The sequence below is a fragment of the Maribacter sp. MS6 genome, assembly GCF_056839185.1.
The window spans coordinates 1,036,750-1,062,003 of sequence record NZ_CM166389.1 but is presented as its reverse complement, the minus strand read 5'-3'; the positions used below and the strand labels follow the sequence as shown (position 1 = coordinate 1,062,003).

General features: G+C 38.9%; 22 protein-coding genes and 2 tRNA genes. 11 read left to right on the top strand and 13 right to left on the bottom strand.

The genetic code is table 11. The features are described 5' to 3' along the window. Nucleotides 1–80: 80 nt before the first annotated feature. Nucleotides 81–455 carry a DUF779 domain-containing protein gene (locus MS6x_RS04805; protein ID WP_482605707.1) on the bottom strand — a complete coding sequence of 125 codons (375 nt, stop codon included), beginning with the start codon at nucleotides 453–455 and terminating at the stop codon, nucleotides 81–83. Between the two features lie 10 nt (nucleotides 456–465). Beyond that, nucleotides 466–1,989 carry an acetaldehyde dehydrogenase ExaC gene (gene exaC / locus MS6x_RS04800; protein WP_482605705.1) on the bottom strand — a complete coding sequence of 508 codons (1,524 nt, stop codon included), beginning with the start codon at nucleotides 1,987–1,989 and terminating at the stop codon, nucleotides 466–468. A 200-nt stretch (nucleotides 1,990–2,189) separates the two neighbouring features. Here exaC and MS6x_RS04795 point away from each other — a divergent pair, with 200 nt between their 5' ends. After that, complete coding sequence (locus MS6x_RS04795) at nucleotides 2,190–3,113, top strand: AraC family transcriptional regulator (protein WP_482605703.1); 924 nt, start codon at nucleotides 2,190–2,192, stop codon at nucleotides 3,111–3,113. On the opposite strand, the gene cysS is transcribed toward MS6x_RS04795, so the two are convergent. Continuing rightward, nucleotides 3,114–4,592 carry a cysteine--tRNA ligase gene (cysS, locus tag MS6x_RS04790; protein ID WP_482605701.1) on the bottom strand — a complete coding sequence of 493 codons (1,479 nt, stop codon included), beginning with the start codon at nucleotides 4,590–4,592 and terminating at the stop codon, nucleotides 3,114–3,116. It lies immediately after the preceding gene. A gap of 14 nt (nucleotides 4,593–4,606) precedes the next feature. Next, nucleotides 4,607–5,287, bottom strand: a complete 681-nt coding sequence (gene folE / locus MS6x_RS04785; RefSeq protein ID WP_482605699.1) for a GTP cyclohydrolase I FolE — start codon at nucleotides 5,285–5,287, stop codon at nucleotides 4,607–4,609. A 338-nt stretch (nucleotides 5,288–5,625) separates the two neighbouring features. Between folE and MS6x_RS04780 the strand changes: the two genes are divergently transcribed. Further along, complete coding sequence (locus tag MS6x_RS04780) at nucleotides 5,626–7,104, top strand: T9SS type B sorting domain-containing protein (RefSeq protein WP_482605697.1); 1,479 nt, start codon at nucleotides 5,626–5,628, stop codon at nucleotides 7,102–7,104. A gap of 288 nt (nucleotides 7,105–7,392) precedes the next feature. Here the strand turns inward: MS6x_RS04780 and MS6x_RS04775 are convergent, their stop codons facing one another. Both MS6x_RS04775 and MS6x_RS04770 read right to left on the bottom strand, forming a co-directional pair. Next, nucleotides 7,393–8,898, bottom strand: a complete 1,506-nt coding sequence (locus tag MS6x_RS04775; RefSeq protein ID WP_482605695.1) for an OmpP1/FadL family transporter — start codon at nucleotides 8,896–8,898, stop codon at nucleotides 7,393–7,395. A gap of 130 nt (nucleotides 8,899–9,028) precedes the next feature. After that, complete coding sequence (locus MS6x_RS04770) at nucleotides 9,029–10,429, bottom strand: hypothetical protein (protein WP_482605694.1); 1,401 nt, start codon at nucleotides 10,427–10,429, stop codon at nucleotides 9,029–9,031. A 94-nt stretch (nucleotides 10,430–10,523) separates the two neighbouring features. On the opposite strand from MS6x_RS04770, the gene proS reads away from it, so the two are divergent. From proS to rpsT, 4 genes are all read left to right on the top strand, one after another. After that, entirely contained in the window at nucleotides 10,524–11,999 is a 1,476-nt protein-coding gene (proS, locus tag MS6x_RS04765) for a proline--tRNA ligase (RefSeq protein WP_482605693.1), read from the top strand. A 79-nt stretch (nucleotides 12,000–12,078) separates the two neighbouring features. Beyond that, nucleotides 12,079–12,150: transfer RNA gene (locus tag MS6x_RS04760), tRNA-Glu, on the top strand. An 84-nt stretch (nucleotides 12,151–12,234) separates the two neighbouring features. Continuing rightward, nucleotides 12,235–12,306, top strand: a tRNA-Glu gene (locus tag MS6x_RS04755). 49 nt (nucleotides 12,307–12,355) lie between these two features. After that, nucleotides 12,356–12,607 (top strand): 30S ribosomal protein S20, encoded by a 252-nt coding sequence (rpsT, locus tag MS6x_RS04750; RefSeq protein WP_482605692.1) that lies wholly within the window; start codon nucleotides 12,356–12,358, stop codon nucleotides 12,605–12,607. 788 nt (nucleotides 12,608–13,395) lie between these two features. On the opposite strand, the gene MS6x_RS04745 is transcribed toward rpsT, so the two are convergent. The 3 genes from MS6x_RS04745 to rho form a co-directional block, all read right to left on the bottom strand. Further along, nucleotides 13,396–14,079 (bottom strand): hypothetical protein, encoded by a 684-nt coding sequence (locus tag MS6x_RS04745; protein ID WP_482605690.1) that lies wholly within the window; start codon nucleotides 14,077–14,079, stop codon nucleotides 13,396–13,398. Between the two features lie 5 nt (nucleotides 14,080–14,084). Next, nucleotides 14,085–14,768: a hypothetical protein gene (locus MS6x_RS04740; protein WP_482605688.1), complete on the bottom strand. Its 684-nt coding sequence runs from the start codon at nucleotides 14,766–14,768 to the stop codon at nucleotides 14,085–14,087. A 187-nt stretch (nucleotides 14,769–14,955) separates the two neighbouring features. Further along, nucleotides 14,956–16,587, bottom strand: a complete 1,632-nt coding sequence (gene rho / locus MS6x_RS04735; RefSeq protein ID WP_482605686.1) for a transcription termination factor Rho — start codon at nucleotides 16,585–16,587, stop codon at nucleotides 14,956–14,958. 192 nt (nucleotides 16,588–16,779) lie between these two features. On the opposite strand from rho, the gene MS6x_RS04730 reads away from it, so the two are divergent. Next, a complete protein-coding gene (locus tag MS6x_RS04730) occupies nucleotides 16,780–17,190 on the top strand; it encodes a DUF4293 domain-containing protein (protein ID WP_482605684.1) in 411 nt (136 codons plus the stop codon). Between the two features lie 54 nt (nucleotides 17,191–17,244). Here MS6x_RS04730 and MS6x_RS04725 read toward each other — a convergent pair whose 3' ends face one another. Beyond that, nucleotides 17,245–17,814, bottom strand: coding sequence for a PepSY domain-containing protein (locus MS6x_RS04725; protein ID WP_482605682.1), 570 nt, complete (start codon nucleotides 17,812–17,814; stop codon nucleotides 17,245–17,247). Nucleotides 17,815–18,425: 611 nt separating this feature from the next. Continuing rightward, on the bottom strand, nucleotides 18,426–18,920 hold the full coding sequence (locus MS6x_RS04720; RefSeq protein ID WP_482605680.1) for a metallophosphoesterase family protein: 495 nt from the start codon (nucleotides 18,918–18,920) through the stop codon (nucleotides 18,426–18,428). A 195-nt stretch (nucleotides 18,921–19,115) separates the two neighbouring features. Between MS6x_RS04720 and truA the strand changes: the two genes are divergently transcribed. Both truA and MS6x_RS04710 read left to right on the top strand, forming a co-directional pair. After that, on the top strand, nucleotides 19,116–19,862 hold the full coding sequence (gene truA, locus MS6x_RS04715; protein WP_482605678.1) for a tRNA pseudouridine(38-40) synthase TruA: 747 nt from the start codon (nucleotides 19,116–19,118) through the stop codon (nucleotides 19,860–19,862). Continuing rightward, on the top strand, nucleotides 19,859–21,625 hold the full coding sequence (locus MS6x_RS04710) for an ABC transporter ATP-binding protein (RefSeq protein ID WP_482605676.1): 1,767 nt from the start codon (nucleotides 19,859–19,861) through the stop codon (nucleotides 21,623–21,625). The genes truA and MS6x_RS04710 overlap by 4 nt, the downstream gene beginning before the upstream one ends. Nucleotides 21,626–21,782: 157 nt before the next feature. On the opposite strand, the gene cdaA is transcribed toward MS6x_RS04710, so the two are convergent. Then, nucleotides 21,783–22,568, bottom strand: a complete 786-nt coding sequence (cdaA, locus tag MS6x_RS04705; protein WP_482605674.1) for a diadenylate cyclase CdaA — start codon at nucleotides 22,566–22,568, stop codon at nucleotides 21,783–21,785. A gap of 56 nt (nucleotides 22,569–22,624) precedes the next feature. Then, a complete protein-coding gene (gene folP, locus MS6x_RS04700) occupies nucleotides 22,625–23,449 on the bottom strand; it encodes a dihydropteroate synthase (protein ID WP_482605672.1) in 825 nt (274 codons plus the stop codon). A 101-nt stretch (nucleotides 23,450–23,550) separates the two neighbouring features. Here folP and MS6x_RS04695 point away from each other — a divergent pair, with 101 nt between their 5' ends. Further along, on the top strand, nucleotides 23,551–24,105 hold the full coding sequence (locus tag MS6x_RS04695) for a DUF1599 domain-containing protein (RefSeq protein WP_482605671.1): 555 nt from the start codon (nucleotides 23,551–23,553) through the stop codon (nucleotides 24,103–24,105). Nucleotide 24,106: 1 nt separating this feature from the next. Beyond that, nucleotides 24,107–25,204 (top strand): BT_3928 family protein, encoded by a 1,098-nt coding sequence (locus tag MS6x_RS04690; protein WP_482605670.1) that lies wholly within the window; start codon nucleotides 24,107–24,109, stop codon nucleotides 25,202–25,204. Nucleotides 25,205–25,254 lie beyond the last annotated feature (50 nt).

Here is a 25,254-nt window from a genome sequence, read left to right as displayed (position 1 = left end):
TAAACTAGCATAAAGATACTACTTAAATAAAGCAAAAGCCCGTATGGTTATATACGGGCATTTAGCTTTAGGGTGTATTGTTAGACACCTATTCTGACGGGTTCCAAATGTTCAGCTTCTTCTGGGGTATATAAGCGTGAGCGAATCAAGAACCGTATTCCCAACGGAATTTCCAAAGAGAAACTGGCTCCTCTGCCAGGGGTAACATCAATGGTGAGTTGGGTATGTTTCCAATACTCAAACTGATCTTTGGACATGTGAAAATCACAGCCTTCTATTGTTCCTAGCCATACGTCATTCTCATCAAGCATTAGGTCTCCTTTAGTAAAGCACATAGGGGCGGATCCATCGCAACAACCACCGCTTTGATGAAACATCAGTTCTCCGTGGGTGTCCTTCAGCTGATTGATAATAGCGACTGCCTTTTCGGTTACCAATACTCTTTTGATTTTCATGTGCGCTTTTTTAAAAGAATCCCATTGCTTTCTTGTCGTAGGAAATCAACATATTTTTGGTCTGACGGTAGTGTGCTAACATCATTTTATGGTTTTCTCTACCTATCCCAGATTTTTTATATCCTCCAAAAGGGGCATGCGCAGGATATAAGTGATAGCAATTCACCCAGACCCTACCGGCTTGTATAGCCCGCGATATGGTATAGGCTTGGTGCGTATCCCTTGTCCATACGCCCGCACCTAGGCCGTATAAGGTATCGTTTGCTATGGCGATGGCTTCCGCTTCATCTTTAAAGGTGGTCACACAGGCCACCGGACCAAAAATTTCTTCTTGGAAAACACGCATTTTATTATTGCCTTTCAACAGGGTAGGCTGTATGTAAAAACCACCTTCAAGTCCTTCGTTATAGGCTTGCTCGCCGCCTGTTAAAACTTCACATCCTTCTTCCTTCCCAATTTTTATATAACTAAGAATTTTTTCAAATTGGTCATTGGAGGCTTGTGCCCCCATCATAGTATTAGGGTCTAATGGATGGCCCAGTTTAATGGCCTTTGTTCGCTCTATGACCCGCGCTATAAAGGCATCGTAAATGTTTTCTTGAATAAGAATGCGCGATGGGCACGTACACACTTCGCCTTGGTTTAGGGCGAACATATTGGCACCTTCTATGCATTTGTCAAAAAACTCATCATCGGCATCCATGATGCTTTCAAAGAAGATGTTCGGCGATTTACCACCGAGTTCCAAGGTTACCGGGGTAATATTTTTAGAGGCATACTGCATAATCAACTGACCCGTGGTGGTCTCTCCGGTAAAAGCTATCTTATTAATTCTTGGGCTAGAAGCTAAAGGTTTACCAGCTTCCGCTCCAAAACCGTTCACCACGTTCAAAACTCCTGCTGGTAGGATATCCTGAATCATTTCCATTAATATTAAAATACCTACCGGTGTTTGTTCCGCAGGTTTAAGGATGACACAGTTTCCAGCAGCCAAAGCTGGTGCCAATTTCCAGGTAGCCATTAAGAGCGGGAAGTTCCACGGGATAATCTGTCCCACTACACCTAGTGGTTCCGTAACGTTAAGAGCAACAGTGTTTGCATCCAATTCGCTGACGGATCCTTCCTCTGCTCGTATCACACCCGCAAAATATCTGAAATGGTCAATGGCCAATGGTAGATCTGCTGCTCTGGTTTCGCGTATGGCCTTACCATTGTCCCAAGTTTCAGCTCTTGCCAAAACCTCCAAGTTTTGTTCCATCTTATCCGCAATTTTCAATAGAATATTACTGCGTTCCGTTGCAGAACTTACATTCCAAGTTGCCGCCGCCGCCCAGGCTGCATCAATTGCCTTCTCAATATCTTCCGCGGTAGACCTTGGAATTTTGGTAAAAGATTTCCCATCTACCGGGGAGGTGTTTTCAAAATACTCGCCTTTTGTTGGAGCTACCCATTTACCGCCAATAAAATTTTCATATTGGTTTTTGAAGGTCGGTTTTTTTAGGACATCTTTCTCTACTGTTGCTGTGTTACTCATGGCATATACGTTTTAAGGTTTCTAATATGTTTTAAATAGGACTAGTGCTTTACCTAAGCCTTGTATAAAGTTAATTATAAGATTGTTGATTTATCTGACGTATTCTGTGAATCACATGAACAATACTATCATTTATTGATTTTATGATTTTTTTAATCTAAATATTTTGTAAATTCTACAATTGTAAAAATGAAAGTATCGTGCTACGAGTATCTCAAAAGTTTTTAAATGAAAGACGGTTGGAGACCTTGATTGAAAACCAAACTTCCTATACCATGAATAATGCTGCTATGCATGTCTTTGAAACCCATGAGCAGGCAGAGAAAGTGCTTTTGCAATTTGAGCAGCCCGTGCTTGCCAGTATGATCGAAGGAAAAAAAATCATGCACTTGAGGGACTATGAGTCTTTTGATTTTTTGCCTGGAGAATCTTTGATACTCCCTGCCCATGAGCAGATGTGCATCGATTTTCCAGAGGCTATGGAAAAAAATCCTACTCGCTGCTTGGCAATGGCCATATCCGAGGATAAGATAAACAAGGTATTGCAGTTCATGAACGAACAAATGCCAAAGGATAGTAAGCAAGAGTGGGGATTAATGAACTACAATTTTCATTTTGTTAACGACCCGGGAATTTTTCAAATTTTAAAGCGACTTTTATTTTTGTTTTCAGAAGATCACCCTTCAAAAGATTTTTTTGTAGATAATATGCTGCGGGAATTGATTATTCGGATTTTGCAGACGAATGAATGTAAGATATATAGTAACGCTACGCTAAGCCTTGCTAATGAGAGTCGTTTGGCAGGAGTCATACGTTATATACGAGAGAATCTTGCAAGTAGCTTGCAGGTAGATGATTTGAGCAGTATGGCATGCATGAGTCCATCACATTTTTATCGCACATTTAAATCTGAATTGGGAATTTCGCCGGTAGAATTTATAAACAATGAGCGAATAAAATTAGCGGTTGGTATGTTGCAGGATAGCAAACGTAGCATCAAAGATGTGTATTTAGATTGTGGTTTTGAAAGCAGGTCTTATTTTAATAGGGTCTTCAAGAATAGACAGAAAATAACTCCTAGTGTTTACAAAGCCAATATTGAAAATTCCGCTTTTCGGACTTGATTAAAGACTAAACGTAGTGCCTTCTTTGCCATCCTTTAATTGAATGCCCAAAGCTGCCAATTGGTCCCGTATACTGTCAGACGTGGAAAAGTCCCTATTCTCTCTTGCGTTTTTTCTAAGCTCAATGAGCAGTTCTACGGCTCCGTTTAGTTTTTCAGTATCCGCTTCCGAACTTTTTTTGCTTTCTAGACCCAACACATCAAAAACAAAATTCTGTATGGTTTCCCTTAATACTATCTTGTCGGCGGCAGTTATGGACTCTTTTCCCTCTTTTATTAGGTTGATATGTTTTACTGCATCAAATAGTTTAGCTATTAATATAGGTGTATTGAAATCATCGTTCATGGCATCATAGCAGGATTGCTTCCATGCGAGTACGTCAAATTCGGTTTTATTTCCTTCAACTAGGCTGTCCAATGTGCTCATGGATTCCATTAGTTTGTTGAATCCCTTTTCCGAGGCAAGCAATGCATCGTTGCTAATGTCGAGAATACTGGTGTAATGCGCTTGCATCATAAAGAAACGCACCATAGAAGGTGAAAAAGCCTTACTCAAAATATCATTGTTTCCAGAAAATATCTCACCTGGTAATATACTGTTCCCAGTAGATTTCGCCATTTTCTTGCCGTTAAGGGTAAGCATATTGGTATGCAGCCAATATTGTACTGGAGATTTACCGTTACTAGCTTCTGCTTGGGCAATTTCACACTCGTGATGTGGAAATTTTAAATCCATCCCACCACCGTGTATATCAAATGTTTCCCCTAAATATTTTGTACTCATTGCCGTACACTCTAGGTGCCACCCAGGGAAACCATCTCCCCATGGCGAAGGCCATCTCATAATATGTTCCGGCTCGGCTTTTTTCCAAAGGGCAAAATCCTGTGGACTTCGTTTATCGTCCTGTGCAGCAAGTTCGCGGGTATTCGCTATCATATCCTCTAGCTTACGACCGCTCAATTTTCCGTATTCGTTGGTTTCGTTGAACTTTACAACATCAAAGTATACAGAACCATTGATTTCATAAGCATACCCTTTTTCAATAATCACCTTTATAATCTCAATCTGCTCTATAATATGACCGGTGGCCGTAGGTTCGATACTAGGGGGTAAAAAATTAAATTTTTCCAGTATGTTATGGAAATCGACAGTGTAGCGCTGCACCACTTCCATCGGTTCCAATTGCTCTAGCCTCGCCTTTTTTGCAATTTTATCTTCTCCGTCCTCAGCATCGTCTACTAAATGGCCGGCATCTGTTATATTTCGCACATACCGTACCTTGTATCCTAAGTGTTTGAAGTACCTAAATATCATATCGAACGACATAAATGTGCGGCAATTCCCTAGGTGAACATTACTGTAAACCGTGGGGCCACACACATACATGCCTATATATCCTGGATTCAAAGAAGTAAATAGTTCTTTTTTGCCGGTTAAGGAATTTTGAACTTTAAGTTGCTGCTGTTCGTATAGTTGCATCTTTTAAAAAAGAATTAGAACGTTGTATCTAGGTTAATGAAGTTCAGGAATTCTCTGCGTACCCCTTCCTCCTTAAACTTCCCACCATACTCCGCAGTAACGGTACTACTGTCAATATCCCTGATACCTCTAGAGTTTACACATAGGTGTTTTGCATCTATAACGCATGCCACATCATCCGTTCCCAAAGCTTTTTGTAACTCTCGTACTATTTGGATGTTTAATCGTTCCTGTACTTGGGGTCTTTTTGCAAAATAGTCTACAATACGGTTCATCTTTGAAAGACCGATAACCCTTCCTTTGGAGATGTAGGCAACATGTGCTTTACCGACAATGGGGAGTAGGTGGTGTTCGCAGGTAGAGTAAAGCGTAATATTTTTCTCTACTAGCATTTCCCCGTATTTGTATTTGTTGTCAAATGTAGAGGACGTAGGTTTTTTATCTGGATGTAGTCCTCCAAAAATTTCTTTAACGAACATTTTAGCAACGCGATTGGGAGTTCCCTTCAAACTGTCATCGTCTAGGTCAAGTCCCAAAGTGAGCATTATTTCTCTAACATTTGTGTTTATTCGCTTTATCTTTTCTTCTTCAGTTAGAACAAAAGCGTCTTTGCGAAGTGGTGTTTCCTCCGATGAAGAAATATGGTCTTCACCCATCTGCTCAAAATGGTCTTCCAATGTACCTTCAGTTTTCATGTATACAATGCTTTAACAGGGCGCAAAGATATGGATTATATGGCACTTAATATAACAGTTCAGCACTAGGGGTGTATAAAATAGTGTTAAGTGTGGTCGGTCTATTTTATGTTTATTAACTTAATTCTGAGTTACATTTTCATTCTTTACATCTTCCCTATGGATAAGGTAGCTCGTATCGTTTTAAAGAGCTGGGGTCTTAGTAATAATCGCAGTGGAATGGCTTTAAGATTGCATTTCATCGATTAAGTGCACAAAAAAACCGATGTAAAATACTAAAAGGGTATGCTGCCAGTTATCATATATGTTAAAGTATATTAATAGCCCTATTTTGTTTTATGAGAACATTACCTATACTCATTTGCATTTTGTTTCTGTTCATTGGGAATGTACAAGCCCAAAATTCACCAGATTGTAGAACTGCTATACCGGTATGCGCCGATGTACCTATTTTTGGCTTGGCCGATGGTGGTGGAGATATTGAGGATTTTGATCCTGAGGTAATTACCCAAACTGGTTGTTTAGAAAAAGGCAGTGTTAGTTCTGCTAATATTGAAAATAATACATCATGGTATGTGTTTCGTGCTGGTACGGCAGGCCAAGTGGGTTTTGATATTCAAGCGATGCCTACCAATGGTGGAACCGGAACACCAACGGCGGAATGGGATTTTGCCGTTTATGGGCCTTATGACGAAGCTGACGGGCAAAATTTCTGTACGATAATAGGGGACGGAACTTCCGAGCCTATTCGTTGTAACTACGAGGTCAACAATACAGAATTTACCGGCATAGGGGTGAACCCGGAAAATGGCCAAGAAGGCGCACCATTTTTAATCGGGAGCCAAAACACCTACGATGAGTGGTTGGATGTGCAGCCGGGGGAGCTTTATTTTATTTTGATAAACAATTTTAACACCAACTTTGACGGAGACCCAGAACCCTTCATGTTAACGTTTACCGGTAGTTCTGTTCAAGATGATCAAAATACGGCATTGGACTGTACCTTAAGGGATGAGTTTTTAGGTTTGGATATTGTAGCGTGTGAAGGTGATCCAGATATAGTATTAAGCGCATTACGCTCACCAGCAGGCTCCGATATAGCCAATGTGGAATGGTCTGTAGATTATGAAGATGATGGCGTGATTGATCAGATTTTGACCGGCACAGGTCCTTTTGGAGCTGAGTTAGTGGTATCTAGCCCAAGCTCAGGCCGATATTTTGCCGAAATCACCACAAGCTCAGGAACTCCGCCTGTCGTAGCAGATGTGGGAGGAATTCTAATTACTTTTTATGGCGATCCGGTTTTAGATCCGTTAAATCCGGTTACCATTTTAGAAGATAATTTATCAATAGATCCCGATCAAAATAATGTGGAATTTAATATGTTAGGTAATGGTGATTATGAATTTGCGATCAACGGCGGTGAATTTCAAGATAGTCCAATCTTCATGAATATCCCACCGGGTGAAAATACGGTGATTATAAACGACAAAAATGGATGCGGGATAACCGAACCCATACCTTTTATTGTATTTGCATATCCAAAATTTTTTACACCTAATGGAGACGGTATTAATGATGAGTGGAATGTTCAGGGAATGAATACTGCTAGTATTTCGGATGTAGCTGTCTTTATCTTTGATCGATACGGTAAGCTCTTAAAGCAATTAGGCGAGACCGATACCTGGGATGGAACATTTAACGGAAGTGAAATGCCGTCTACGGACTATTGGTTCAAATTTGAATACGCACAAGATGATGATACTGCAACTTTAATTGCAAAAAGTAGAAGAACACACTTCACTTTAAAACGGTAGCCTATTCCTCATGTAATACTAGTATCGCTCATCTTCTTAATTATAGCTGATGGTTTCTATTTATTAGAATTTATAATTGGGGTGGTGTTAACTAAAGTTATGGTATACTCCCTAGCATATATACCTACAGTAGAGCATCTATTTTCTACTCAATACTTTGTTCTACTAATTAAAAAGCCCCTGTATTCTGAACGTTAAGATTCAAGATACAGGGAGATTTTTATATGCTTCCTACGGTTAGCGGTAGTATAAAAATTAAGTATATTTTTGCTTGTAGAGCTACTTTAATTAGAAATTAATGGTATAGCTCAAGGTTGCATTTGTTTGTATGCGGTCTATGGTAGCTGGTGTAATCAAACCAGTATCCAGTAATTGTTCATTAACTTGTTGGTCTATTCGATTCAAGGAAAAATCCAATCTACTACCACCAAAATTATAGCCAATACCGCCAGAAATACTGTTTAAATCGCCAATCGTGTCCGTGTTTTCATAGGGGCTCTGTTCAAAACGGTATCCTGCTCTTAAACTTATCTGTGCTATTCGATATTCGCCGCCAAGTCTAACCGTAGAAACAGCTCCCAATTGATTAGCTATGTCATTATTTACTATTTGGAAATTTGGGTCGCTTTCCGGTCGTAGTTCAGCATTGGAAAAATCCTGGTATCCATAATCTAAACTTAAAAGACCATTTTTTCCGAAAATTATAGCCATACTACCTGTTAGTTTGCTTGGGGATTGAATCGTATAGGTCTCAAACAAGTTAATGATATTGAAATCTATAAAGTTGATGTCCTCATCAGCAAGGTCAGAATTTATTCGCTGCGAAAGGTCGTCGTTTAGACGGTACCAAGTTGGAGATTGATAACTGCCTCCCACACGTACAAACTCATTTAATTTGGCTATGGCACCGAGCGTAAAGGAAAAGCCATTACCTTGGGTAACCAGTAAATTGTCAAATGTAGTCCTTTGAATCTCTGAATCTGTATCATAACCGGTTTCCGTTAGTCTATCAAGACGCTCGTTGAATACGCTGTGAAAATTAAGGGAAGCTCCTAGGTATAGTCTATCTTTATATTCTGAGGCTATGTTTGCCGTGAACTTAGAATTGTAGCCTATACTGCTCCTTTGTAATTGCTGATCTACGTTGCTGTACGAGGTGTTACTGATGTATTGGTTCGTTTGGGGGTCATCATCAAGTGGATCAAGAACACCTCCATAATATCCTAGAAAGGCCTGTTGGTCGCTAAATCCGCCGTTGGCACCAATATCTAAGTATCCATTTTCTATGAGTTCACCATCTTCGAGTAGTATGGCCCCTAATGGTGTTCCTTGTGCAAAATTCAAGAAATAGGAATCAACGCCTTGGTTGCTTCTACCGGAAACTAAATAAGAATTCTCAAAATTACGAGCCAAGTCGTAGTTGAGCGCCAGTGAAAATTTCTTCCAATCAGAATTTGAGTTTGTGTTGTTGAAAACGAAAACACCACCAACTTGATTAATATCGGTGTCGTTTACGTTACTATTGGTTTGCGTACCAAAATAACTTGCTTGGTTGTCCGTGGAGAAGAAGGTACCTGAAAACGTAACTAATGTGTTGTTGAATACTGCCGCCCCTGCGGGATTAACATTTAATGCTGACAAGTCGCCTCCAAGCGCCCCAAACGCTCCTCCCATACTTTGAAAGCGTGCCGTTCCTTGAATATTTTCGGTTCCGTAGCGCAACACGTCATTTATATTCTGCGCACTCACCACAACAGATAGGAATACTAAAATAAAAGTTAAGTATCTTTTCATCGCTTTTTTTTAATTTTATCTAAACTCAATTATAGTTGATGTATTGGTATTGCTTGGTTTTGGGATTTATAAGTCAAATATGTTGGTTAATAAATCCCGACCCTAGTTCTCCATGCTCGCATGTAGATTATTAATTACGTCTACCGCCACCCGATCTTCCTCCGGATGATCGTCCTCCAGATGATCTTCCGCCGCCGCCAGAGCTTCTCATGCTTCCACTGCTGCGCGAACCACCGCCGGAACTTCGCATACTTCCACCGCTCCTTGAGCTACCTCCGGAACTTCTCATGCTTCCACTGCTTCTAGAGCTGCCGCTTCGCGAGCTTCTGTAGGTTCCACTGCTTCTAGAGCTACTGCTCCGTCCTGTACTGTAGCTTCTTCCGCCAGTAGAGCCACTTCTGGAGTTGCGATAGGTAGATGTTCTTGGTGTTGTTGCCCTAGACGATGATCCTGTTCTGGGTGCTGCGCGATTATAGGCCGAATTACTTCTCGATGAGCTATAGGTTCTGGGTGCTGTTCTAGTACTTCTGCTGGATCTGTAAGCACGATTTCTATCAACGCCAACAGTTCTTCTATTGGCCATATTGTCCCTGTAAGACCTAGAGGTACCCGAATTTCTGTTACTTCTTGTAGCGGTAGTATTGCTCCTACCTATAGTATTTCTGGAGCTATTCGAAGAACGTGCAGTGTTACTACGATATCTAGAGGAAGAACCTCTTGTATTTACATTAGATCTTCCTCGTAAGGCCGTGCTATTGGTATTATTTGCCAAATTATTTCTACCATAGAATCCACGTCTTGATGAATTTACGGCATACCGGTTATTACGGCCCCACTGGTTGAAGCCTCCGCCCCAGCCCCAATTGTTCCATCCAAGTCCACCGCCCCAGCCCCAGTTGTTCCATCGGTTCCATCCGAAACCACCGCCCCAACCCCAGCCAAGGCCTCCGCCCCAACCCCAGTTGTTCCATCGGTTCCATCCAAAGCCTCCTCCCCAGCCAAAGCCACCACCCCAGCCCCAAGGATTGCCCCAGCCAAAGTTATTAAAGCCACCGCCCCATCCAAAACCACCACCCCATAACCAGGGGTCATACAATCCCATACCCCAGCCGTTGTTGTGAAAATTGATGTTTACATTCGTAGCATTATCGCCCCAGCCTCCAAAACCTTGGTAGTCGTTGGGGTTGTTGTAATAGTCCGTTAATTGATCTTGATTTAATTGGTCGTCTATTGGGTTGCTCGCATAAGAATCTACGTCCGTGAATATCTCACCATCTAAAATCTCATCATATTGTTGGGCTTTCTGCCCAAAGTAATCGGTATATGTGTTCGATTCCGGCTGTGTTCTATATTGTTGTTGCGGTCGTTGTTCTGGCCTGCGTTCAACGGTTCGCGGTGTTTCATCGGAATATATACCGTCATTGTCGAAGTAAGATGCGGGTTGATAAGAGCCGCAAGATGCGCCAACTATGGCAATTACGAACAGCATTCCAATGTTGCGAAGTTTATTGAGGGGTAGTGAATATATCATCGTTCTAAATTTTATTGTTGAACATATTAAAAATAACTAGTTTTACGGAATTATTTTGTTAATTAATCACAACTTTTGTGCCAAACTATTTGTAATGAGTAAAAAATTAACCAAGAGAAGCGAGGATTATTCCAAATGGTACAATGAACTTGTAGTAAAAGCAGATTTAGCCGAGAACTCTGGAGTGCGCGGCTGTATGGTCATAAAACCTTATGGATTTGCTATTTGGGAAAAGATGCAAGCGGGATTGGATAAAATGTTTAAGGATACAGGACATGAGAACGCTTACTTTCCTTTATTTATACCTAAGTCATACCTAAGTAAGGAGGCTAGCCATGTAGAAGGATTTGCAAAGGAGTGTGCAGTAGTTACCCATTACCGGCTCAAGAATGCTGACGATGGCAGTGGAATTATAGTTGATCCAGATGCCAAATTGGAGGAGGAGCTTATTGTGCGACCAACATCTGAAACTATTATCTGGGATACATATAGAAAGTGGATACAATCATACCGTGATTTGCCTTTATTGATCAATCAATGGGCCAATGTCGTAAGATGGGAGATGCGTACACGTTTGTTTTTGAGAACGGCCGAGTTTCTTTGGCAAGAGGGTCATACAGCCCATGCAACGGAACAGGAAGCCTTGGACGAAGCGGAGCAAATGATGAACGTATATGCAGATTTTGCCGAAAATCATATGGCTATGCCAGTGATAAAAGGGGTGAAGACAGAGAGCGAGCGTTTTGCCGGAGCTTTGGAGACCTATTGTATTGAGGCGCTTATGCAAGATGGAAAAGCATTACAGGCTGGTACTTCTCACTTTTTGGGTCAAAATTTTGCGAAGGCATTTGACGTTAAATTCGCCACGAGGGATGGTGGCAAAGAGTATGTGTGGGCTACCTCTTGGGGTGTTTCTACACGACTAATGGGTGCTTTGGTTATGACCCATAGTGACGATAACGGATTGGTGCTTCCTCCCAAATTAGCCCCTATACAGGTGGTTATTGTCCCAATTTACAAAGGATTGGAGCAGCTAGATATGATTTCTGAACGCGTAAAGCCTTTAGTTGAGGAACTAAGGTCTAAAGGAATATCTGTTAAATACGACGATAGGGATACACATAAGCCAGGATTTAAATTTAACGCTTACGAATTAAAAGGTGTTCCTGTAAGATTGGCTATTGGTCAAAGAGATATGGACAATGGGACTTATGAACTTGCACGAAGGGATACCTTGGAAAAAATGACGATTCCCATGGGTGAGGTTGTTGCCAAAATAGAATTTTTAATGGAAGATATTCAGAATAGTATTTACCAGAAAGCGGTAGCGTATAGAAAAGAGCATATAACCTTGGTAGATAGCTATGCCGAGTTTAAAACAATCTTAGAGGAAAAAGGCGGTTTCATTTCTGCGCATTGGGACGGGACAACAGAAACCGAAGATCGCATAAAAGAGGAAACCAAAGCGACGATTAGATGTATTCCTATAGATGCAGAAACAGAAAACGGGGTATGTATTATTAGCGGTAAGCCTTCACAAAAAAGAGTCCTGTTCGCTAAGGCATATTAAAAGATTAAAAAAATAATATCTTGGTGTTGTGATAGTAAAAAATAATTGTATTTTTGCATCCGCAATTGCGTAAAGATATGGTCCGTTCGTCTAGGGGTTAGGACGCCAGGTTTTCATCCTGGTAACAGGGGTTCGATTCCCCTACGGACTACAAGGTTTAATGAAAAGTTGAAAATGAATAGGTGAGTTTTGTATTCATTTACAATGCTTGGCATTAAGTTGTAAATTTTTTATTGGTCCGTTCGTCTAGGGGTTAGGACGCCAGGTTTTCATCCTGGTAACAGGGGTTCGATTCCCCTACGGACTACTTAGGGTAATGGATATCAAAATCCATAAAAACATAATTAAGTTAGAAAATGGCAAATCACAAGTCTGCATTAAAGAGAATTAGAAGAAACGAAGCGGTACGTTTACGTAACAGATATCAGCACAAAACTACGCGTAATGCAATTAAGAAGTTACGTGGCGAGGAAAGCAAGAAAGATGCCGAGGCTCTTTTTCCTAGTGTAATTAGTATGATAGACCGTTTAGCTAAGCGTAATATTATTCATGCAAACAAGGCTGCTAACATAAAGAGTAAGCTGGCAAAACACGTAGCTGCACTTTAATTAGTACTATTTATTATAAAAGCTAAAGTCTTCTAATTTGCATTGGAGGGCTTTTTTTGTTTCTATATTTTAAGTTGTTTTGCCCATTCGTAAAAAGCCAACAATAAAGCAACCATATAATATCATAATCAGTAATAAAAGTACTTTTCTTAAGTACAACGCATAATAAAGGTCTTCATTTAGCTGACTAATTCCTATTATCAAAGGGTAGAACGGATAAAAGATAAGCAGCCCTATACTTATCCACCGTAATAATTTACGGTAATTGGAGAATGAAGCAGGTTTGTTCCTATACTCTTTCAAATATAAGTAGGCAAATAAAACAAGTTCAGCTGACCCGGTAAGAATCACTAGCAACTGGGGTTTCAAAATGAAACTTTCAAAAAATGGATTCAATATGCTAACCAAACAAAATAGTAAGGTGCCCCATTTTATATATACCTTTAACTTTTGATTGGTGGTACTCCAATAATAGATATAGAAGAAATATAGAAAAAAAATCAAATCCAATAAGTTATATATAAGGTGATTATAGTTTTGATATGAGTCTTCGAATACAATTTGTACTTCATTTATATCGCGTATGAGTAACCCAAAGATTTCTGTTAAAAGAATATATGCAAGTAAAATTGGGAGGGCTTTTAAGCTACTCTCGAAGTAGTATTTATACTTCACTAGCGAGACTATCAATACAACGGCATAGACAAGCATATAAACATTTTCCTGTAAAAATAGAGCTAGTTCAATGGTCATTCAATTGCTATGAAATATTTGTTATCACCTCATTTTTAGCCAAAACTGCGTCTTCTACTTTTAATGAATCCAATACAGAATAAAGTATACATTAGTAGTATCGATAATCTTAAAACAGTATGCAGCTCATATCTCTCCCAAGCATCTCCAGGCATATATCCGATTAAAAATAGTATTGGGAATATGGAATGGAAAAGTACCAAGCCAAAAGAAACCCAAGATACAAGATTGTATTTCTCTTTGTTCCATTGCCAATTAGAGCCTTTATCAATTCGGTATAAAACACATATGATAGCTAAAATTAAGGAGGCCACTGAAGTTGCATAAAATAAGCTGATTCTAAAGGGGTTTTGAAAAAAGCAAGAAGCTATATAACTCGCAATAACAATTGCCGAAAGTATTTTAACCCAAAATTTTATTTTCTTTTGTGCAATTAAACCCAAAAACAGACTGTAGAAAAAACCATAGTAGAAAATATCGTAGATATTGTAAATGATATCATTAGCGAATAATTTATCTGTTAGTAATGCAAAAATATCGGAGTATCTAACAAGATGTCCCAAGAGCTCATTTAAAAAAGTATAAGCGATTAATATTGGAAAATATTTTAGGGCAGTGTCGTAATATTTCTTGTATGTAAATATAGAAATCAGCAGCGTTACGAAGTAAACACCAATTATAAAATTAATCTTTATAAATTCGAGAAGCTCCGATGACATATGGACTAAAATTCTGTTTTTGGCGGTGGTCCCGATCCACTGCGGTTCAAAATCAGACTTTTACCATTATATAATTTTGACTTCGAAAAGAAATTTGGCAATATACCAGCCCTTGCTTTTTTTGATTTTTCTAGTACCGTTCCTAGGCCTTTCTGTAATTGTTCATCTTTCCAATCTATAATTAATTTTGCTTTGCCATCATCTCCAATGTAAAAGCTATAGTTTCCGCCATCCTTTTCTAAAGTTGGCAACAGGAAAAGAGAATTTTGTCTTGGATGAACAATGTCCTTCCCATCTTCAAATGTTCTTTCATCTGGATAGTTGGCAAAGTACATTCGTAATTTAGTAACTTTTTTTACTCCGGCATTGGCTGCTTCTTGATCTATGTATGCTAAATAGTTTTTAATGGTTTCATAATCAAAATCAACAAATCGGGCTGGCTCGAAGTCAGCTTTGGGGGCTCTTTTTTTTATCTCATAGCTTTCGATTATTGGAACGCGATGCTCACTATAGTTGGTGTAAATTGCATCTGCTTGTTGTAAGGTAATAATGTTTCGAGGAGCTTCAACAATAGATGGCTTTTCTGCAGGTTGTTCTTGTTGTTGGTTTTTATTGCTTTCATTGCAACCGGTACAGACTATAATACCGAATAGGATTGCAAACCTTAAAAGGTGTATTGTATTTTTCATAAATAATAGTTTTAACTTTAATTGAAGCATATAAGAAAATACGCAAGTAATCGGGGGAGGATTCTTTAGTTTGTCTAAAGATATTCATTTTGATTGACTATCTGCTTTGTCGCTCGGTTTTTATCTACGCAAAAAAAAAACCCGATTTCATATGAAATCGGGGTTAGGTATATTGTTTAAGAAGTGCTTATTGATTCATGGTCAGTAAGAACTCTTCATTGTTTTTGGTTTGTTTAAAACGTTGTTCAATAAACTCCATAGCCTCAACCGGATTCATGTCCGCTAGATATTTACGCATGATCCACATTCGTTGTAAGGTGTTTTCATCTAGTAAAATATCGTCTCTACGTGTGCTTGAAGAGGTAAGGTCAATAGCAGGGAATATTCTTCTATTAGCAATCTTACGATCCAATTGGAGTTCCATGTTGCCTGTCCCTTTAAATTCTTCAAAAATAACTTCATCCATTTTAGATCCTGTTTCTGTTAAAGCCGTAGCTATTATGGTTAAGGATCCACCACCTTCTATATTACGGGCGGCACCAAAGAAACGTTTTGGTTTATGAAGTGCATTGGCATCAACACCACCACTTAATACTTTTCCGGATGCAGGCTGTACGGTGTTATACGCCCGTGCGAGCCTTGTGATAGAATCTAACAGAATTACAACGTCATGGCCGCATTCTACTAGTCGTTTTGCTTTTTCCAATACGATATTTGCAACCCTTACATGTTCAGTTGGTTCCTTATCAAAGGTAGAGGCCACAACTTCACCTCTTACGTTACGCTGCATGTCCGTAACCTCTTCTGGTCGTTCGTCTATAAGCAATATAATTTGATATACTTCAGGATGGTTGGCCGCTATCCCATTGGCTATATCCTTTAGAAGCATCGTCTTACCTGATTTTGGTTGCGATACGATCATGCCCCTTTGTCCTTTTCCAATAGGGGAGAACAAATCTATAATACGAGTAGATATCGTACTCTGTCGTTCAGCTAGATTAAATTTTTCTTGAGGGAAAAGCGGGGTAAGGTGCTCAAATGAAACCCTATCCCTTACAATTTGCGGGTCTATACCGTTGATTTTATTCACCTTTATCAAAGGAAAATACTTTTCTCCTTCTTTTGGAGGTCGTACCTGTCCTAAGACCGTATCACCAGTTTTGAGTCCAAATAGGCGAATTTGAGATTGCGAAACATAAATATCATCTGGAGAGGATAAATAATTGTAGTCGGATGACCTTAGGAAGCCATAACCGTCTTGCATAATATCCAAAACACCTTCGCTGGCAATTATACTATCAAATTCAAATTCTGGCTCCTTGTACCTATTTTTCAAATCCTTGTCAAAATTACTTTTGTCATGGTTGCTTCTAGGGTTCGGTTTTTTGTTTTGGTTGCTCTTTTGATTTTTGTGGTGAGGCGTATTTTTTTGATTTTCGTGCTTATTTTCTGTAGCTGCAGGTCTTGGTCTTGGCCTTGGTTTTCTCGCTTCCTTAGGCTCAGCTTCTTTTTTTTCTCTTGTTTTCTCAGGACTAGGCGTAATTTTTGCAGGTGCGGATTCGGTTACCGTTGGTTCTTCTGCACTATTTTTTTTGGCTACTCTAGCTCTTGGTCTCGGCTTTGGTTTCGGTTTTGAGGTGTCGTCCGTTTTAGGCGGAAGCACAGCGGCGGCAGCCTTTGGATTCGCTGCTTGTAGGTCTAGTATTTGATAGACCAAATCCAATTTCTTGAGGGTCTTGAATTTTGGGACATTAAGTCCTTTTGCTATTTCCTGAAGCTCAGGTAGCTTTTTTGTTTTTAAATCTGAAATCTCAAACATTAATTGTAGAATAAATTATACGTGATTTGTACTGTAAGAAGTATATTAACTAATGGGTATATGGTGGAAATGATTTTTCCGTGGTAAGTGTTATCTCTGATAACGCAACAATAATACAAATTATTTTCATTAAATAGACCTATATTTTTTAAAAAGACCTGTATTTTTGTAATCTAAAGGAATAGTCATAGCATGATTCAAAGAATTCAGACGCTTTATTTAGTTTTGGTAGCTCTAATTTCTGGCATACTTCCATTTTTTGTAAACCTTTGGTCAGATGCAAATGGAACCGAAATTTATGCCCATAATGAAGTCATTGTGTCCATCGTTTTTTATATAGTTGGTGCCTTGGCTTTATGGACAGTTTTCCTTTATAAAAATAGAAAGAACCAGTTTGTAGTAAACAGGCTGAATATGATATTGAATCTTTTTTTACTAGGATTTTTCGTTTACCGGTCGCTAAACTTATCCGGAGAGACCTTGGTCTCGGAGAAGGGTATTGGGATGCTGATTCCTATATTTTCTATCGTTTTTTTGACCCTCGCAAACAGGGCTATAAAGAAGGATGAAGATCTTGTAAAATCTGTTGATCGTTTACGTTAAACCTAACATCTTAGTAGTATTAGTGCGTTAAACCCGGGGTAGTTCCCGGGTTTTTTATTGCAGTGCTGTTCTTCTCATCCGTTTAGGGCCATACCATAACCAAAAACCTGTGACAGTAAAGAGCAGCAATGCAAAACTCATTATGGTGGTGTAAACAAGTTTTATATATCCGCCAGTATTCAAATAGTTATCTAAGAGAGAGGCATCATGCATATTTTCTATAAAATCTGCGCGTCTACGATCTACATGTAATAAGGCTCCTGTTGCACCATCTATTTGGATGCCATAATAGTTATCAAAAATAAATTTTGCAACGCCTTTATCTTGTCTTATGTCTATGCGGTCCAGTTGCAAGGCTTTGGTATCGGGCACTGTTCTTGTAAGATGATTTTTGGCCATTGTTTGTAATTGATTTAAGGGTAGCCAATCTTTTAGTTCTGTAGTTGTACCTATATACGTTTTTGACCCAAGAATGTCGCCAGAATTTTTTTTCCAGCCCAAAAAGAGACCAGTGCTTGCTATTATAAAGAAGAAAACAAACAATGTTGCACCCGTAATACGGTGAACTTTTCTGAAATTACGAATCGTTTTAGCCTGTTTCTTTCTGCGCTGTTTTATGTCCATTGAGTTAAGATGAAATAAAAATGTATGTATTTCTTGTCTAGTTTGCATTTGAAAAACCTCCAAAATGATCAAAATTAATGGAACTATAGTTGACTTTAAGCTTGTCTTAACACAACAGTATTGGTCTTACTTTATTGTTTGTTGATTGCTTTGGTGATTGGATTCTTTCGTTAGGCTCTTATCCTTCTGAAAAACAAGCATATAATGAAATTTTTTTTCGGAGAAGTAAGGGCTCCACTAATTATTTTATGTTCCTTGGTGTTTTGCCTTTCGAACGAACATCAAGTAAAATGGCTCCTGACTAATCAAAAAGATGACATATAGGGACTTTTTTATTCTGGGGATAGATATAACGTTTAGTTAATCTCGTTAACGTTCGTTTTTAAGAGAATACTCCACTAAATCTTCATAGCTATTATGTGGTAGATTTAACGTCCATAATTCTGTTTCGCCTATTTTGAGATACTATCTGGCTTAACAAGAGTATTTAGAAACTTGTTTCTAGGTAAAGATTAAACACAGTATTAAAGCGGCTATTAAAAGCTGAGGTTTTGGAGTTGGGGTTTTATGGCAAATGGAATTGAATATCCCGTTTTCTCAAAAATCCCTATTTATCGTTTTCCTAATTCAATTACCTCCAAATCTTTAACATCGCCGGCTTCAATCACGAACCGCAACATGGTTCTTACTTGATGAAAGCCATGTTTGCCGCAAGCACCTGGGTTCATGTGGAGTACCCCTAGTTTTTTATCCATCATTACTTTTAATATATGTGAATGACCGCAAATAAATAACTTAGGTGGGTTTACTTGAATTTCGGGACGTGTTCTAGCATTATATTTGGGTGGATAGCCTCCTATATGGGTCATTAAAACGTCTACGCCCTCACACATAAACCTCTGGTTTAATGGAAATTCCTTTTGAATCACGTGGTTGTCAATATTTCCAAAGACAGCTTTAAGAGGTTTTATTTTTGCCAAGTGATCCGTAACCGTAATATCTCCAATGTCTCCTGCATGCCATATTTCGTCCGCTTGTCGAGCATATTTTAAAATTGTATCGTCTAAATGGGAATGGGTATCCGATAGCAGTAAAATTTTTGTCATATCAAGCTGATTCTAAATTCATCTCTAAATCGGTATTTCTTTTTTATCAGTGCTAATATTAAAATGTTGTATTTCTATGTAATCACTGATTTGGTGAATAGTATACGGTAGCAAGCATACCTCAAAACTAATATCGCGTTCCTAATAAAGAAGAACTATGCATATCTTTACACTTCGCAAAATTAAGCTATCCTTTTGAGATATTTCATTCAATTTTCTTACTTCGGTAAAGCCTATCATGGTTGGCAAAGTCAGCCAAACGCCATAACGGTGCAGGAAGTTTTGGAAAATGCCCTGTCCGTTTTGCTGAGCGAAAAAATACAGCTGGTGGGAGCGGGCAGGACAGATGCGGGGGTGCATGCCCGTGAGATGTATGCTCATTTTGATTTTGTAGCGCTTACCGATAAGACCGATTTGGTGTACAGGTTAAATTCCTTTTTGCCTGGTGATATCGCAGTTACAAATATTCACCCTACGGTAGATGAGGCCCATGCGCGGTTTGATGCCTTGCAGCGTACCTATGAGTATTGGATTAGTGATACTAAAAACCCTTTCTTGCAGGAAACAGCATATTATATAAAGCATCCTCTGGATATATCCGGAATGAATAAGAGTGCTGAATTGTTATTGGGAAAGCAGGATTTTGAATGCTTTTCAAAGTCTAAAACCGATGTCAACAATCATTTTTGTACAATTACCCATGCGCAATGGAAGAGAGAGAGGGAGTATATCGTTTTTAAGATTTCTGCAGATAGATTTCTTAGAAATATGGTAAGAGCTATTGTTGGCACCCTCTTGGATGTCGGAACTGGAAAGACCGATTTAGACACTGTTAAGGCCATCATAAAAAGCAAAGATCGAACAACGGCCGGGGTTTCGGTCCCTGCAAAAGGATTATATTTAACCGCTGTTAGCTACCCCAATACTATTTTTAAAAAATGAGCAAAGATTCAGGAAAAGCATTTGACACACGATTGTTCAAACGGTTGATATCCCATACCAAACCGTATAGGCTCACGTTCTATGGAGTTGCTTTGGCAGCAATATTACTATCATTGTTCGCCGTACTCACACCTATATTACTAAAGCAGATTATAGATGATGCCGTTAAGGGTGAAGATGCGCAGCGCCTGCTTTATCTTACCATTGCCATGTTAGTGGTGTTATTGGGACAAGTCTTGAGCCAATTGAGCTTTAATTACTACGCAAATTGGTTGGGGGAATCGGTGATACGGGACGTTCGTATTAATCTGTTTCAAAAAATGCTGGGGTTTAAAATGAAATATTTTGATAATTCCTCCCTAGGCGTTTTGGTAACCCGTGCAGTTGCCGATATGCAAAGAATAGGAGAAATATTCAGCCAAGGTTTTTTTGTTATTGTTGCCGATTTGTTGAAAATGTTGGTGGCAGCCGGTGTTATGATATATATAAACTGGAGATTGGCATTAATTGTATTTGCTGTGTTACCATTGATATTATACGCTACACGGTTGTTTCAAAAAGCAATGAAGGTTGCGTTTACCGAGGTTAGGGCAGAAGTGTCTAACCTTAACTCCTTTGTGCAGGAGCGTATTACGGGAATGCGAATTGTGCAACTATTTACTAGAGAAAAAATAGAGAGTGAAAAATTCAGGGAAATCAATGAAAAGCATAAAAATGCGTGGTTAAAAACAGTATGGTATAATTCTATTTTCTTCCCAATAGCTGAGATAGTATCCTCTATTACGTTGGGGCTTATCGTTTGGTATGGCGGTTTGCAAAATGTCGCTGGCATCACTGACGATGTTGCAGGGACTGTTTTTGCTTTCATTATGTTGATAGATTTGCTATTTAGACCGCTCAGGCAGATTGCCGATAAGTTTAATACGCTTCAAATGGGTATGGTGGCAGCTAATAGGGTATTCAAAATCTTGGATACAGATAGTTCCATCGATGATCTAGGCCAAGTTGAAAAGTCGAACATCAAGGGAGATATTTCTTTTAAGGATGTACGTTTTGGGTACTTGGAGGACGAGGAGGTACTTCATGGTATTTCTTTTGATGTAAAGGCGGGGGAAACCATCGCCATTGTTGGAGCAACAGGCGCTGGAAAATCTACAATTATTAACCTTCTGAATCGATTTTATGAGATAAACTCGGGTGTTATTAGTGTAGACGGTACTGATATAAAAAACTACAAACTAGCTTCTCTCCGTTCTCACATTGCGGTGGTATTGCAAGATGTTTTTTTATTTGCGGATACCATTGCAAATAATATTTCTATGAAAAATTCCAACATAGCTATCGCTGAAATTGAAGCAGCTGCGAAAGCCATTGGTGTGGACGAATTTATTTCCAGTCTTCCTGGGGGTTATGCGTATAATGTAAAAGAGCGTGGTAGTATGCTTTCAAGTGGCCAGCGACAGTTGATCGCCTTTTTGCGAGCTTATGTGAGCAATCCCAGTATCCTAGTCTTGGATGAGGCCACATCGTCAGTTGATACATATTCCGAACAATTAATACAAAAAGCTACCGATAAGATTACCGAGGGTCGCACTTCTATCGTGATAGCACATCGTTTAGGTACAATAAAAAAAGCGGACAAAATTATTGTCATGGATGCGGGTAAAATTGTTGAGATAGGCACACACCAAGAATTACTGAAAAAAGACGGTTACTATAATAAATTGTACGAAGCACAGTTTTTAGCGGAGGAAGTGGCGTAGGTTTTTGTAGATAAAATTAGCTAGCTCCGTATTTTAAGTTTAGGCTACTTTAGATTCAATTCACTTTGTTTCAAACCGGTGATTGGATGAAGGGTATTCGTTCAAGGGACAATTAAAGTTCCGCTGTGTTCTTAATGTTACATTTTTTTACCATCAATTAAACTAAATCTTGTTTAAGCATAGAACCAAGTTGGGTAAGCGAATCATACAATACAAATTCTCCATTTTTGATATATGAAATCAGTCCGGTCTCTTCGCTTACTACAATACATAGCGCGTCGGTCTTTTCTGTAATTCCCACGGCTGCCCTATGTCGCAAACCAAATCGTAATGGTATGTTACGTTCGTTGGAAACGGGTAAAATAACCCTAGTAGCTACAATAAAATTATCAACGATCACAGCGGCACCATCGTGTAATGGGCTGTTCTTATAAAAAATACTTTCGATAATGGGCTGGTTGATTTCTATATTCATCCGGTCTCCGGAATTTTTGATAAAATCCAAAGAATTGTTTCGCTCCAGCACCAAAATAGCACCTGTCTTTGAGATAGCCATTTTATCACAGGCTTTTATAATGGCATCTACATCTGTACTTGTGGTAAGGCCTTCCTGTTTAAGAAATTTAAAATGTTTAATGAAGTTGCGTTTGTTTGCAAAGTTGGTAGAGCCAATCATTAAAAGAAATTTTCGAATTTCCTGCTGGAAAACAATAATCAAAGCGATGAGCCCTACTTGCATGAAGGCACCAACTAAACTGCTAATCATCTCCATACCTAAAAGCTCGGTAAGCTTCCAGAAAGCCCAAACAATTACGATACCGATAAAAATATTTATGGCGACAGAACCGCGAACCAGTTTGTATACATAATACAAGAGCACGGCCACAAGAACAATATCCAGGATATCAGTAACTTTAAAATCGATAAAATTGAAAAAATCCAAGGAATTTCGTTTGTGTAAAATTAACAAAATTTAAGGTAGAATAACGGTGTAAAATTTTATGATGTAAGTTGCGTGTAGAGTTTTGTGCACTCAACCGCTTCTTTTACATCATGAACCCGCAAAATGTTCGCTCCTTTTGATAAGGCAACCATGTGTAGGGCAGAGGTTCCATTAAGGGCGTTGGATGCATCTATTTCAAGCAGTTTGTATATCATGGATTTTCTGCTAATTCCTGCGAGGATTGGTAGGTCGAGAATTTTTAGGCTTTCCATTTGTTGTAAGAGTTGGTAGTTCTGCTCCAAAGTCTTGGCAAATCCAAATCCAGGGTCTACGATTACATCATTAATTCCGAGTTCTCTAATCAGGGCGAGCCTTTGAGAAAAGAAAAACAAGATATCCTGAATTAGATGTTGGTAATCCGTTTGCCGTTGCATGGTCTGTGACGTGCCTCGCATATGCATCATAATATAGGGAACTTGTAAGTCTGCTATAGTATCCATTAGGGTGTTATCCCTAAGTCCTGCCGATATATCGTTGATGATTGCCGCTCCTCGTTCAACACATTCCCGTGCCACTTTTCCTCTAAACGTATCTACAGACAGTATTGTGCCTGCAAAATGTTTCAGCACTAACTCTACAATGGGCGTAATACGTTTTAATTCTACAGCTTCGGAAACGTCGGCAGCACCTGGTTTAGAGCTATAGGCTCCGATATCTATAAAAGTGGCACCATCTGCCAACATTTTCTCAACGTGATTTAAAACGGTTTTTTCATCCTTAAATTTACCTCCATCGAAGAAAGAATCTGGAGTAACGTTTAGAATACCCATAACCTTGGGTGTTTTTAGATTAATCAGCGCTCCATTGCAGTTGATGGTCATGTGTCTATTGAATTAAGGTAAGGGTTAACACTGAAGTTTAAACCTATGGTCTTGATGGTTACAAAATTTTAGGCGAAATTTACACAAATTACAAGAAGTACATGCAAGCAACAGCGGAACAATACGATGCAGTCATTAAGATTTGCCGCGAGTTATACGAAAAGAAAATGCTGGATTATGGTTGTGCATGGCGTATTCTTCGTCTACCTTCATTAACCGATCAAATTTTTATAAAGGCACAACGCATTAGAGGGCTACAGGAAAACCAAGTGCATAAAATAGATGAGGATGAAAAGTCCGAATTTATAGGAATTGTAAATTATGCTATCATGGCATTGATTCAATTGGAACTTGGGGTCGTTGATCAGCCCGATTTGGAACCGGAAAAAGCTATTGCACTGCATGAAAAACATAGCACTGGAACCAAAGAGCTTATGCTCGATAAAAATCACGATTACGGTGAGGCGTGGCGCGATATGCGTGTGAGTTCCTTAACCGATTTAATTCTCCAGAAATTATTAAGAGTAAAGACGATAGAGGATAATAAGGGCAAAACCTTGGTCAGTGAAGGTATAGATGCCAATTATCAGGACATGATCAATTATGCTGTATTTGCATTAATTCATCTGGGTTTAGCTGATAAAATTGTAAAATGATATGAGATATATTATAGGATTGGTTCGTGTTTTTGTTGGAGTACTTTTTATTGTAAGTGGTTTCATAAAACTGAACGATCCCGTTGGCTTTTCATTTAAGCTAGAAGAATATTTTAGTCCAAGTGTTTTAGATTTGGGTATTTTTATCCCCTATGCCTTAACAATATCCATATTGGTAGTCATTTTAGAGGTAATCTTGGGCGTTATGTTACTAATTGGATACAAGGTTAAAATTACCCTTTGGAGCCTATTGGGAATGATTATTTTCTTTACGTTCTTGACGTTTTATTCTGCTTATTTTAATAAGGTGACAGATTGTGGGTGTTTTGGGGATGCTATTAAATTAACTCCTTGGGAATCGTTTACGAAGGATATTATATTGTTGGCTCTTATCTTGATATTATTTTTCGGAAAAAAATACATTAGGCCTTTGTTTTCTGCGTCTATCCACAAAATTGTTATGGTCTTATCGCTTTTTGCCTGTGCGGGATATGCCTATCACGTATTAAATCATCTACCTGTAATCGATTTTAGACCGTACGAAATAGGAAAGAATATCGAGGAAGGTATGGGGGTGCCCGAGGGTGCGCCAAAGGCGATATACGATTATGCTTGGGAGTTTAATGTAAACGGAAAACAGGAAATAATAGTTACCAATGGCGATTATCCAACTATCGATGGAGAATTCATTGGTGTAGAAACAACAGAGGTTCAAAAAGGTTATGAACCACCGGTTCATGATTTTACCATTGAGCAAGAAGGGGAAGATTTTGCTGCTTCGCTACTACAGGAGCCTAAATTGGTCATGGTGATTGCTTATGACTTACGAAAAGCTAACACTGCCATATTTTCGAAAATTAAGAATATAACGGATACGGCTTTGGGCAATGGTTACAAAGTAATTGGAATGTCTGCTTCAGGGCCGGATCAGACTGCGGATTTAGTTGCGGAGTTTGGACTGGACTTTAATTTTTATTTCACGGATGAAACTACACTAAAAACTATTGTTAGGTCCAACCCCGGTGTATTGGTCTTAGATAAAGGAACTATAAAACAAAAAGTACATTATAACGATTTGGACGAATTGGTTTTCGATTAACCATATCGTTGGTTGAACAGGAAATAATAAATATCACAAAGAATACAGAG